The sequence below is a fragment of the Geodermatophilus sp. SYSU D00965 genome (assembly GCF_054050075.1).
Genome location: NZ_JBJGYQ010000001.1, coordinates 22,896 through 34,876, shown reverse-complemented (window position 1 = coordinate 34,876; position 11,981 = coordinate 22,896). Strand labels below are relative to the sequence as shown.

Here is an 11,981-nt window from a genome sequence, read left to right as displayed (position 1 = left end):
GAGGAGGACGGCCTCCTTCAGCCGCGGTAGGTCTCCAGCAGCCGCAGCCAGATCTCGCTGGTCGTCGGGAAGGCCGGGACGGCGTGCCACAGCCGGGCGATCGGCACCTCCCCGACCACCGCGACGGTCGCCGCGTGCAGCAGGTCGGCCACACCGGCGCCGACGAACGTGACGCCGAGCAGCACCTCCCGCCCCGGGTCGACCAGCGCGATCGCCGTCCCCCGGTAGCCGTCGGCGCACAGCCGCGCCCCCGCGACGTCGCCGAGGTCGTAGCGCACCACCCGGTGGGGCACGCCGTCCCGCTCGGCCTGCGCGCGGGTCAGGCCGACGGAGGCCACCTGCGGATCGGTGAACACCACCGACGGGGTGGCCACCCGGTCGGCGGTCGCGGTGACCGGCGACCAGTCGGCCAGCGACACCTGCTCCCCGCGGGCACGCGCGACGATCGCCGCGCCGGCCTGCCGGGCCTGGTACTTGCCCATGTGCGTGAGCTGCCGGCGGCCGTTGACGTCGCCGACGCCGTAGAGCCACGGCCGGCCGCGCACCTGCAGGGAGTCGTCGACGTCGAGGTACTCCCCCGGCGGCAGGCCGACGGTGTCGAGGCCGACGTCCCCGGTCCGCGCCCGCCGGCCCACCGCGACGAGCACCTCGTCGCCGCGCACCTCGCCGGAGGTACACCGCAGCACCACCTCGTCCCCCTCCCGGCGCGCCGCGATCACGTCCGTGCCCAGCCGGACGTCGACGCCCCGGTCGCGCAGCGCGGCGGCGACCGCCTCCCCGGCCTCGGGCTCCATGTCGTCGAGCAGCCGGTCGGCGCGCTGCAGCAGGGTGACCTGCGCGCCGAGCGCCTGCCACGCGGTGGCCATCTCGCAGCCGACGTACCCGCCGCCCACCACGAGCAGCCGGCCGGGGACCTCCTTGGCGCTGGTCGCCTCCCGCGGCGTCCAGGGCCCGACCTCCGCCAGCCCGTCCACCGGGGGGACGGCGGCCTCCGACCCGGTGCAGACCGCGACGGCCGACCGGGCGGTCAGCCGGGTCCTCGTCCCGTCGGGCCCGGTGACGACGACGGTGCGCTCACCCTCGAGCCGGCCGGCGCCGCGGACCAGGTCGATGCCGGCGTCGGCCACCCAGCGGGCCTGGCCGGAGTCGTCCCAGTGCCCGGCGAAGGAGTCGCGGCGGGCCAGGGTCGCGTCGACGTCCTGCTCGCCGGTGACCGCCTGCCGGGCGCCGTCCACGGCGCGCGCGGCCGCGAGCACCTCGCTGCCGCGCAGCAGCGCCTTGCTGGGCATGCACGCCCAGTACGAGCACTCGCCGCCCACCAGGTCGGCCTCGACGAGCGCGGCACTCAGCCCGCCCCGGACGACGACGTCGGCGACGTTCTCCCCCGTCGACCCGCCCCCGAGGACGACGACGTCGTAGGTCTTCTCGTCTGCGCCGCTCACCTGCCCGATCCTGTCGGTGTGGTCGACTGGCCGCCATGCCGGTCGACCCCGCCACCTACGCCGAGGCGCTCCGCCTGTACGCCGCCGGGGTGTGCCTGCTGACCGTGCGGGACGACATGGACGACGTCGGGACGACGGTCTCCTCGGTGATGAGCGTGTCGGCCGCCCCGCCGCTGGTGGCCGTGGGTCTGGCCGCCGACGGCTACCCCGCGGAGGTGCTCGAGGCGGTCGGCCGGTGCGCGCTCACCGTGCTCGCCGCCCCGCAGGCGATCCTCGCCAGCCGGTTCTCCTCCGCCGGGCGGCCCGGCGCGCGGCACCTGCTCGAGTCGGTGCCGTGGCGCCGGGCGGCCGGCAGCGGCGCGATCGTCCTGGACGCGGCGGTCGCGGCGCTGGACTGCCGGCTGGACCGGGTGGTCGAGGCCGGCGACCACGTCCTCGCCCTCCTCGAGGTGGAGGACGTGCCGGTGCTGGACGCCGCCGCCGTCCCGCTGGTGCGGCTGCGCGGCCGCTACGTCGAGGGCACCGGCGGGCCGGCCGGCCGGGCGTGATGCCCAGCCCCCGCCGCGAGCGTGCGGACGGTGGGGCCCACCGCGAGCCTGCGAGTGGTGGGGGGCAGGGGGTCCTTCCACTAGCGTCGGCCGGGATGACCGAGCAGCTCACGCCCACCGACTCCGCCCTCCGCCGCGCGCTGGCCCGCGCCGACCGCGGCGTGACGCTGGACGCCACCGAGGCCGAGATCCTGCTGTCCGCGCGCGGGCTGGGCCCCGGCGAGCCGCTGGACCGGCTGCTCACCGCGGCCTCCCGGGTCCGGGACGCGGGGCTGGCCTCGGCCGGCCGCCCGGGGGTGGTGACCTACAGCCGCAAGGTGTTCATCCCGCTGACCCACCTGTGCCGCGACCGCTGCCACTACTGCACGTTCGTGACCACGCCGGGCGCGCTGCGCCGGGAGGGCAGGGCGCCGTTCCTCTCCCCCGACGAGGTGCTCGACGTCGCCCGCGCCGGCGCCGCGCTGGGCTGCAAGGAGGCGCTGTTCACCCTCGGCGACCGGCCCGAGGACCGCTGGCCGGTCGCGCGCGAGTGGCTGGAGGCGCACGGCTTCGACTCGACCCTGGCCTACCTGCGAGCGATGGCGATCCGGGTGCTGGAGGAGACCGGGCTGCTCCCGCACCTCAACCCCGGCGTGCTGTCGTGGGAGGAGATCCAGCGCCTCAAGTCGGTGTCGGCGTCCATGGGGATGATGCTCGAGACCACCGCCACGCGGCTGTGGGCGGAGCCGGGCGGCCCGCACTTCGGCTCCCCGGACAAGGAGCCGGCGGTGCGGCTGCGGGTGCTGGAGGACGCCGGGCGGTCGGCGGTGCCCTTCACCACCGGCGTGCTCCTGGGCATCGGGGAGACCCCGGCCGAGCGGGTGGAGGCGATCGGCGCGATCCGGGCCGCGCACTCCCGGCACGGGCACGTGCAGGAGGTCATCGTCCAGAACTTCCGGGCCAAGTCGCGGACGGCGATGGCCGGCGCCGACGACCTGGAGCTGCAGGAGTACGTCGCCGCGGTCGCGGTCACCCGGCTGCTGCTCGGCCCGAAGGCACGGGTGCAGGCCCCGCCGAACCTGAGCGACTCCACCGAGCTGGGCCTGCTGCTGCGCGCCGGCGTCGACGACTGGGGCGGGGTCTCGCCGCTGACGCCCGACCACGTCAACCCCGAGCGGCCCTGGCCCAACATCGACAAGCTGGCCGCGCTGAGCGCCGAGGCGGGGTTCACCCTGCGGGAGCGGCTGGCCGCCCAGCCGCGGTACGTGCTGGAACCCGAGCCGTGGCTGGACCCGCGGGTGCGCCCGCACGTCGCCGCGCTGGCCGGGCCCGACGGGCTGGCGGTGGCCGACCGGATCCCGGCCGGGCTGCCGTGGCAGGAGCCCGACGAGGCGTGGACGTCGTCCGGCCGGACCGAGCTGCACGTCGAGGTCGACACCGTCGGGCGCACCGCCGACCGGCGCAGCGACTTCGACGCCGTCTACGGCGACTGGTCCGAGCTGCGCGAGCGGACGACGTCGGCTCGGGACGGGCACTCGACGGCGCTGGCGGTCGGCGACCGGGAGGTGCTCGCGGCGCTGCTGCACGCGGAGACCGACCCGGCCGGGCTCTCCGACGACGAGTACCTGACCCTGCTCGGCGCCGACGGCAGCGACCTGGAGCACCTGTGCGCGCTGGCCGACGCCGTCCGCGCCGACACCGTCGGCGACGACGTCACCTACGTGGTGAACCGGAACATCAACTTCACCAACGTCTGCTACACCGGCTGCCGGTTCTGCGCGTTCGCCCAGCGGCGCACCGACGCCGACGCCTACACCCTGTCGATGGCCCAGGTGGGCGACCGGGTCGACGAGGCGTGGCGGGCCGGGGCGACCGAGATCTGCATGCAGGGCGGCATCCACCCCGACCTGCCGGGCACCGCCTACCTCGACCTGGCCCGCGAGGTGAAGCGCCGGCAGCCCGGCATCCACCTGCACGCGTTCTCCCCCATGGAGATCGTCAACGGCGCGGCTCGCACCGGGCTGTCGTTCGAGGAGTTCCTGGTGGCCGCGAAGGAGGCCGGGCTGGACTCGGTCCCCGGCACCGCGGCGGAGATCCTCGACGACGACGTCCGCTGGGTGCTGACCAAGGGCAAGCTGCCCGCCGCGACGTGGATCGAGATCATCACCACCGCGCACCGGGTGGGCATCCCGACGACCTCCACGATGATGTACGGCCACGTCGACACCCCCGCGCACTGGGTGGCGCACCTGCGCACGCTGGCGGCGGTGCAGGACGAGACCGGCGGGTTCACCGAGTTCGTGCTGCTGCCGTTCGTGCACCACAGCTCGCCGATCTACCTGGCCGGCGTCGCACGCCCGGGGCCCACGGTGCGGGAGAACCGCGCGGTGCACGCCGTCGCCCGGCTGCTGCTCCACGGCCGGATCGCCAACGTCCAGACCTCCTGGGTCAAGCTCGGCGAGGCGGGCACGAAGGCGGTGCTGCAGGGCGGCGCGAACGACCTCGGCGGCACCCTGATGGAGGAGACGATCAGCCGGATGGCCGGCAGCGAGAACGGCTCGCTGAAGACCATCGCCGAGCTCGAGGCGATCGCCGCCGCCATAGGCCGCCCCGCCCGTCAGCGCACCACCGAGTACGGCACCCCGTCGGCCGAGCGGATGGCCACCGCGCGCTCGGACGAGGGCCGCCGCGCGCTGACGCTCTCGATCACACCGATATGACGCGTCCAGTGGCGAGCGGCCGTGGTCTCCGGTGCGGGGAGACCACGGCAGCTCGCCACTCGGGCCGGCTCAGCGGAGGGCGGTCACCGGGCCACGCGCGGTGGGGAGGGCCGGCCGCGGGGGCGGCTGCTGCGCGCCCGCGGGAGCCGGCCTGCCGAACAGGTAGCCCTGCGCGTGCGAGCAGTCCAGCGAGCGCAGGACGGCGTGCTGCTGGGCGGTCTCCACGCCCTCGGCGACGACGTCCAGGTGCAGGCTGCGGGCCAGCTCGATGATCGACGCGACCAGCGTCGTCGTCGTGCCGCCGGTGCCGAGGTCCTGCACGAAGCTGCGGTCGATCTTCACGATGTCCGCGGGCAGCCGGCGCAGGTAGGACAGGCTGGAGTAGCCCGTGCCGAAGTCGTCGATGGCGATGCGGACACCGAGCGCGCGCAGCGCCCGCAGCTGGCGCACGACCTGGTCGACGTCGCGGACGAGCACCCCCTCGGTGACCTCCAGCGTCAGCTGGCGGGCCGGCAGGCCGCTGCCGTCGAGGGCCTCGCGGACCGCGGCCACCACGTCGTCGTCGGCCAGCTGCCGCGGTGAGAGGTTCACCGCGACGCCCAGCGGCCGGCCGGCGAGCGCCGACCAGGCGGCCGCCTGGCGGGTGGCCACGGCCAGCACCCAGCGGCCGATCTCGACGATGTGCCCGCCCTCCTCGGCGAGCGGCACGAACTCCCCCGGCGGCACCAGCCCGCGGCTCGGGTGGCGCCAGCGCAGCAGCGCCTCGAAGCCGGTGACCGCGTCCGAGGCCAGGTCGATGGTCGGCTGGTAGTGCACCTCGAGCTGGCCGGCCGTGGTGGCGCGGGCGAGGTCCTCGAGCAGCTCGGCCTTGTCCCGCGCCGCCTGGGCCATGCCGTCGGCGTAGTGCACCAGCCGGTTCTTGCCCAGCGCCTTGGCCATGTACATGGCCAGGTCGGCGTTGCGCAGCAGGGTCACGGCGCTCCGCTCCCCGGCGGTGGCGGTGCCGGCCGCCCCGATGCTCACGTGCACCGACAGCGGCCGGCCGTCGACGGCGACCGGGTCGGCCAGCGCCCGCAGCACCCGCTCGCCGACGGCGTGCACGACCTCGGGGCCGCCGTCCACCACGACGGCGAACTCGTCGCCCCCGAGCCGGCCGACCCGGTCGCCGGCGCGCACGCACCCGGCCAGCCGCCGCCCGAGGGCGACCAGCAGCCGGTCGCCGGCGGCGTGCCCGCGGGCGTCGTTGACGTCGCGGAAGTCGTCGACGTCGAGCAGGAGCACGCCGACCGGGCCGCCGTCGCGGGCGAGCAGGCGCTCGGCGTGCTCGACCAGCCGCGTGCGGTTGGCCAGGCCGGTGAGCGGGTCGCGCAGCCCCTGCTCCTCGTTGAGCCGCCACGCCGCGAGGTGGGCCAGGCTGGCGGCCAGGACGAACGCACCGTGCAGCGCCGCCCACGCCCACGGGGAGCGGTGGGCACCCTCGTGCCCGAAGACCTCGTGCGGGAAGATGGTGCCCACGACCCCGTGGTGGACCAGGACCACCAGCAGCGCCAGCCCGAAGGGCAGCCAGCTCTGGTAGAGGGCCACCAGGCCGACGACGACGAAGAAGTGGAAGTGGGCCTCGGTCAGCCCGCCGAGGATGTGCACCAGCGCCACGGAGGCCAAGAGCAGACTGAGCGACGTCGCGGCCGCTTGGAGGGTCCGGCCGACGCCCGGCAGCAGCAGGAAGGCCAGCGGGTAGGCGACGCCGCACGTCACGAACACCGCGGTGAGCGCCGCGTGGCCGGCCCCCAGGGTCAGCAGGCCCAGGCCCAGGGCCTGGACGGCCGCGATCCACACGATGGCGCGGTGCCGCCGCTGCCAGACCTCGTCGGGCAGGCTCCGCCCTTCGGGGAGCAGGGCCACGATGCGGCCGGGGAGTCTGAGCTGCACGCCTCTGTCATCGCCCGGACACCGCCTGCGCTGGAGGGGTGCGGCCCGGGCGTCACCCCGAGGGGGGACGGCGGTCAGGCGGCGGCGCGCTGCTCCGGCCGGTCCGCGGGCAGGAGCAGCGGCAGGACCGGCGCCCGACGGCGGCGCCAGGGCAGCGTCCACCAGGTGCCCAGCAGCTCGTCGAACTCGGGCTCCAGCCGCGTCCAGCCGGCGCCGGGGTACGGCGTGAGCTCGCCGAACCACAGCTCACCGGCGTGCTCGTAGAAGTCCACGCGGAGCATGTCGTAGCCGGCGGCCAGGGCCGAGGCGGCGGTGAGCATCTCCGCGAGCCGGTCCGGCGGCGGGGTGTCCGGGCCGCGCCGGTAGCCGGCGGTCCACGGCAGCGGCGCCCAGTCCGGCGTCCGGAACCGGATCCGGTGCTCGGGTCCGCGGCTGGTGTGCTCCTCCACGAGCCGCGGCACGCCGTCGAAGACCAGGACCTTGAGGTCGACGGGCACCTGGCCGGGGACGCCGACGTACTCCTCGGCCAGCAGGCCCGGACGCGCCCGGCGGTAGGCCCACTCCTCGCTGAGCTCCCAGTACCGCTCCTCGACCCAGCCCTCCGTGCGCCGGGCCAGCTCGGCGGGGTCGGCCGCCCCCGAGCCGACGTGCACCCGGCGGCAGGAGTGGTTGGGCTTGACCACCCAGTGCGCCGGCAGCGCCACCTCGGCGAGCTCGGCGAGGTCGGTGCCGGCCCACAGCGTCCGCGGGATGCGCAGGCCGGCGGGTGCGCGCCGCCGGGCGTGCTCCTTCATCGCCAGCTTGTCGCAGGTGTGCGCGAGCAGGGCCCGGCGGTCGAAGCAGATGCGCCAGTTCAGCTTCTCGTTGAAGGTGCGCGGCCGCAGCAGGGGCGGGAACCGTCCGGTCACCTCGCGGTACTGCCGGATCCGGCGCAGCGGGAACGGGGCCGGTCGGGTCGGCAGCGCGGGCACCGCCCGACCTCACCAGCCCGTGCGCGCCCCGGCAACGCGAACCCGCCCTCCGAGCGGAGTGCGCACGCGCAGGTTTCCTGCGCCCCGGCACTCCGGTACTCCCCCGGCATGAGCCCGACGGTCGTGGTCGACCTGGACAAGGTGCTGCTCGGCGGGGACGCCTCGACGCTGTTCCTCTCCGGCCGGCTGCGGCAGTCGCCGCTGCACGCTCTGCCGCTGCTGCTGCTCGCCCCCGTGCTCCTGGTCGGCTCCGCCCTGCCCTGGACCCGCCCGCTGGCCGCCCGGCTCCTGACCCGCGTGGCCGTCGGCCGGCAGCCGGACGGCGGCGTGGCGGCGATCGCCGGCGCCTACCGCCGCGTCCTCGCCCGCAAGCCCGAGGCCGCCGTCGCCGAGGCCGTCGCCTGCGTGCGCCGGCACCAGCGGCAGGGCCACCGCGTCGTCGTCGCGACCGGTTGCGAGGAGACGATGGCCCGCGGCTTCCTGGCCGCCCTCGGGCTGGCGGACGTCGACGTCGTCGGCTCGACCGGGTCCTTCCGGCCGCTGCGGGTGCGCCGGGCCATGGGCGAGACGAAGGTGACCCTGCTCACCGAGCGCGGCCACCCGCCGCCGTGGGTGGCCGTCTACAGCGACAGCGCCTCGGACCTGCCGCTGTTCGCCGGCACCGCCCGCCCGGTGCTGGTCAACGGCGGCGGCCGGGCGGAGCGGGAGGTCCGGCGGGTGCTGGGGCGGCCGCCGGAGACGGTCACCTGGCGCTGACTCCGGCACTGATCGGCGCAGGAACGGGTAGGGCGCTGCCGTGCGAGCGATCACCTACACGCAGAACGGCGATGCCGACGTGCTCCGGCTCGTCGAGCGGCCCACTCCCGAGCCCGGTCCCGGCGAGGTGCGCGTGCGCGTCGCCTTCTCCGGGGTCAACCCGACCGACTGGAAGTCCCGCAGCGGCGCCACCGCGGGTGCCGCGATCGGCCCGGACGGTCAGATCCCCCACCAGGACGGCTCGGGCACCGTCGACGCCGTCGGGGAGGGCGTCGACCCGGTGCTGGTCGGCGAGCGGGTGTGGATCTGGGAGGCGGCCTGGCAGCGGCCGTTCGGGACCGCCGCCGAGTACACCGTCGTCCCAGCCCGGCAGGTCGTGCTGCTGGGCGCCGGCCCGTCCTTCGAGCTGGGCGCCGCGCTGGGCATCCCGTTCCTCACCGCGCACCGCTGCCTGACCGTCGCCGAGTCGCTCCCCGACCGGCTGGGCCCCGGCTCGCTGACCGGCTCCACCGTGCTCGTGCAGGGCGGCGCCGGCGCGGTGGGCAACGCCGCCATCCAGCTCGCCCGCTGGGCCGACGCCACCGTGATCGCCACGGTGAGCAGCCCGCGCAAGGCGCAGCTGGCCGCCGCCGCGGGTGCCAGCCACGTCATCGACTACCGGCAGCAGGACGTCGTCGCCGAGGTCCGCAAGATCACGGCCAAGGGCGTGGACGCCGTCGTCGAGGTGGCGCCGGCGCAGAACGCCGCCGTCGACGCGCAGGTAGTCGGGCTGCACGGTTCGGTCGCGGTCTACGCCAACAACGGCGGCGACGAGGTGACCCTGCCGGTCCGCACGCAGATGGGCCCGAACGCACGCTGGCAGTTCGTGCTCGTCTACACCGAGCCGGAGCGGGCCAAGGCGATCGCCGTCGAGGACGTGAACGCCGCGGTCCTCGACGGCGCCGTCCGGGTCGGTGAGGACGCCGGCCTGCCGCTGCACGTGCACCCGCTGGCCGAGACCGCGCAGGCGCAGCGCGCGGTCGAGGACGGCGCCGTCGGCAAGGTGCTCGTCGACGTCACCGCCTGAGCGGAGCGCCACGGGCGCAGTTCCCGCGCCGTGGCACTCCGCTACTCCCCCGGCGTCATCGACGGGAGGCGCTCGCTGCGCGGGGCCAGCCGCCAGGCGAGGAAGTCCGGCAGGCCGGCCCGCCAGCGCTCGCCGTCGTCGGTGCGGCGGCCGTCCCCGTGCAGCCCGGGCAGCCCCCGGGCGGCCTGGATGCCGTACGCCGCCTGCACGAGCTTGCCCGCCACGCCGCGGCGGCGGTGCTGCGGCGCGACGTAGACCTGGTGCACCAGGCCGGTGCCGGTCCACCAGCGCAACGCCGCGACCTGGTGCCGCCCGGCGACCCCGGCCGCCCGGGCCTGCTCACCGCTGAGCAGGGTGCCCTCGGCGTGCCGCGCGTCGGAGAAGGCCACCAGCGTGGTCGCCCCCTCGCCGGGCTCGGGGAGCTCGACGTACCAGAGCAGGGGCGCCTCAGGCAGGGCGACCTCGACGGAGTGCACCCGGGTGCCGTCCACGTCGGCCCGGACGGCGACCTGCCACCCGGCGGGGCGGCGCGCGTCGGGCAGGTCGACCACGGCGTGTGCCGGGAACTCCGCCGAGAGGACGCCGACCAGCGTGTGCTGCGCGGGCGAGCCCGGCTGCCGTGGTCCGGGCAGCCGGGCCCACCACCCGGAGAGCACCGGGTCAGTCCTGCCGGCGGGCGCGGCGGCGCACCAGGCCGAGGCCGACGACGACCGCGGCGACGAACAGGACGCCGAACCCGATCAGACCGGCCTCGAACGCCGTGCTCTCGCTGGCCGGCTCGAGCTGCTCGGAGCCGCCCGCGTCCTCAGCGACCGGCTGCGGCGAGGACGGCGCGGTGGACCGCTGGGGCGTCGTGGCCGACGGCGTCGCGGCCGGGGTGTCCGGAGCGACGGCGGCCGGGGCCGGGACCGGGGCGGGCACACCGCGCGAGCTGCCGTCGGTGCTGCCCTCGCTGGTGCGGCCGGTGGTGCCGCCGGTGGAGCCGCCGCCCGCGGCCTGCTCGTCGTCCGTCGAGGCGGGGACCGGGTCCGCAGCCGGCTCGGGGCGCGGACTCGGCTCGGTCGGCCGGCTCGGGGTCGGCGACGCCTCCGGGCTGTCGTCCGCGTCGCCGGTCGACCCGACGGGGCGGAGGCGGCGGGTCTGCTCGAAGGTCTGGTCGAGCTCGCCGTACCCCTCGTCGACCACCGGGGCGGAGAGCGCGGTGGTGAAGGTGTCGCCCGGGGCGTAGCCGGCGGGGGTGTGCACCGCCGTCATCCGCCACGTGCCGGGCAGGAAGCAGCCGGTGTGGACCACGAGCCCGTGCTCGTCCGTGGTGGGGACGGCGTCCTCGTCCGGTACGGCCGCTGCGGCTGCCGCGACGGCGGTCCCCGCGTCCTGGGCGTCGTCGGTGTCGGCGACCTCGCGGGAGTCGGCAGCCGCGACGGCGCCGGCGTCGGGGACCTCGCCGGGGTCGGTGCCCGCGTCGCCGGGGTCGGTGCCTGCGTCGCCGGAGTCGGTGCCTGCGTCGCCGGGATCGGTGTCTGCCACGTCGGGCGTGCCGGTGTCGGCGGTCGCGGCGCCGGTGTCCTCAGCCGCCGTGTCCGCGCTCGGGGACCCGGGCTCGGTGGCCTCGGAGTCGGTGGCCTCGGAGTCGGTGACCTCGGTGTCGGCGACCGCCTCGCCGTCCACGGCCGCAGCGCCGTCCGCCGGTGCAGTGCCCGCCGCCTCGGTTCCGGCGCCGGGGAGGGGCTCGCCGGCAGGGCTGCCCAGGCGCACCGGGAAGGGGTACTCCGGCTCCGGCGTCGGATCCTCCTCCGGCTCCTCCGCGGCCTGGCAGTCGTCGGCCGTCTCGGCGTCCGGGGCGTGCCGGTAGTCCGGCCCCGTCAGCTCGTAGCCCACCCCGGACACCGGCCGCCCGGTGACCCGGTCGACGACGGTGGTCTCGATGCGGGTGTGGAACCGGGAGGTGTTGGCGACCGCGAGCTCGTACGGCACCGCCGACGCCATGCTGCAGAACAGGCCTGCGAACGACTCCTCCTCGGGGTCGCAGATGGAGATCGTCCAGGACCGGCCCGCGGCCGGGGCCAGCCCGGGCACCGGCGTGGTCTGGCGCAGGGCGTACGCGCCGGCCGGGACGCGGACCACGGACGGGTCCTCGCTGCGCCCGGTGCCGAACTCGACGCGGCACGCGCCCGCGACGTCGGTGGTGCAGCGGAACGACGCGGTCTCGTCGGCGGTGCTGGTCAGCGTGAACTGCCCGCCGGACAGGTCCAGGTCACGCGGCGCGATGCCGTCCACGGCGATCCCGATGGGCACGGACGCCTTGCCGAGGCCGAAGTCCCCGTCGAGCGGGTCCTCCACGGCGGCGGCCGCCGGGGTCTCGTTCAGCGGTGCGGCCGCCGGGCGCTGCTCCTCGGGCTGGGTGCGGGGGTCGGCGCCCCCGGTCGCGGCGTCGTCCACCTCGGCCAGGGCGGCGGGAGCGGTGGCCGCACTGGCGACGAGCAGGCCGAGCCCCAGGGCGGAGCCCCGCGCGACCGCGGCACGGGACGGACGGGGGACGCGGGCGGGACGACGGGACGCCGACATCGCAG

General features: G+C 76.6%; 9 protein-coding genes. 4 read left to right on the top strand and 5 right to left on the bottom strand.

What is annotated here, in order from left to right; all coding sequences use genetic code 11:
• Positions 1–17: 17 nt before the first annotated feature.
• Complete coding sequence (locus ACI789_RS00155; protein WP_457006134.1) at positions 18–1,442, bottom strand: dihydrolipoyl dehydrogenase family protein; 1,425 nt, start codon at positions 1,440–1,442, stop codon at positions 18–20.
• 35 nt (positions 1,443–1,477) lie between these two features.
• On the opposite strand from ACI789_RS00155, the gene ACI789_RS00150 reads away from it, so the two are divergent.
• Positions 1,478–1,990, top strand: a complete 513-nt coding sequence (locus tag ACI789_RS00150) for a flavin reductase family protein (RefSeq protein ID WP_457006133.1) — start codon at positions 1,478–1,480, stop codon at positions 1,988–1,990.
• Between the two features lie 95 nt (positions 1,991–2,085).
• A complete protein-coding gene (locus ACI789_RS00145; RefSeq protein ID WP_457006132.1) occupies positions 2,086–4,689 on the top strand; it encodes a bifunctional FO biosynthesis protein CofGH in 2,604 nt (867 codons plus the stop codon).
• Between the two features lie 69 nt (positions 4,690–4,758).
• Here ACI789_RS00145 and ACI789_RS00140 read toward each other — a convergent pair whose 3' ends face one another.
• Together ACI789_RS00140 and ACI789_RS00135 are read right to left on the bottom strand one after the other, a co-directional pair.
• Positions 4,759–6,618: a putative bifunctional diguanylate cyclase/phosphodiesterase gene (locus ACI789_RS00140; RefSeq protein WP_457006131.1), complete on the bottom strand. Its 1,860-nt coding sequence runs from the start codon at positions 6,616–6,618 to the stop codon at positions 4,759–4,761.
• A 74-nt stretch (positions 6,619–6,692) separates the two neighbouring features.
• A complete protein-coding gene (locus ACI789_RS00135) occupies positions 6,693–7,589 on the bottom strand; it encodes an ATP-grasp fold amidoligase family protein (RefSeq protein ID WP_457006130.1) in 897 nt (298 codons plus the stop codon).
• Positions 7,590–7,697: 108 nt separating this feature from the next.
• Here ACI789_RS00135 and ACI789_RS00130 point away from each other — a divergent pair, with 108 nt between their 5' ends.
• Entirely contained in the window at positions 7,698–8,345 is a 648-nt protein-coding gene (locus tag ACI789_RS00130) for an HAD family hydrolase (protein ID WP_457006129.1), read from the top strand.
• A gap of 40 nt (positions 8,346–8,385) precedes the next feature.
• Positions 8,386–9,411 (top strand): NADPH:quinone reductase, encoded by a 1,026-nt coding sequence (locus ACI789_RS00125; RefSeq protein ID WP_457006128.1) that lies wholly within the window; start codon positions 8,386–8,388, stop codon positions 9,409–9,411.
• A 41-nt stretch (positions 9,412–9,452) separates the two neighbouring features.
• On the opposite strand, the gene ACI789_RS00120 is transcribed toward ACI789_RS00125, so the two are convergent.
• The gene (locus ACI789_RS00120; protein ID WP_457006127.1) at positions 9,453–10,067 is read right to left on the bottom strand and encodes a GNAT family N-acetyltransferase; all 615 of its coding nucleotides are present in this window, start codon (positions 10,065–10,067) and stop codon (positions 9,453–9,455) included.
• A 4-nt stretch (positions 10,068–10,071) separates the two neighbouring features.
• The gene (locus tag ACI789_RS00115) at positions 10,072–11,976 is read right to left on the bottom strand and encodes a hypothetical protein (protein WP_457006126.1); all 1,905 of its coding nucleotides are present in this window, start codon (positions 11,974–11,976) and stop codon (positions 10,072–10,074) included.
• Positions 11,977–11,981: the final 5 nt, after the last annotated feature.

Excerpts from the sequence above, each read along its gene's own strand:
- ACI789_RS00130 (WP_457006129.1), top strand. The coding sequence starts at position 7,698 with ATGAGCCCGACGGTCGTGGTCGACCTGGACAAGGTGCTGCTCGGCGGG.
- ACI789_RS00145 (WP_457006132.1), top strand. The coding sequence starts at position 2,086 with ATGACCGAGCAGCTCACGCCCACCGACTCCGCCCTCCGCCGCGCGCTG.
- ACI789_RS00115 (WP_457006126.1), bottom strand. The coding sequence starts at position 11,976 with ATGTCGGCGTCCCGTCGTCCCGCCCGCGTCCCCCGTCCGTCCCGTGCC.
- ACI789_RS00150 (WP_457006133.1), top strand. The coding sequence starts at position 1,478 with ATGCCGGTCGACCCCGCCACCTACGCCGAGGCGCTCCGCCTGTACGCC.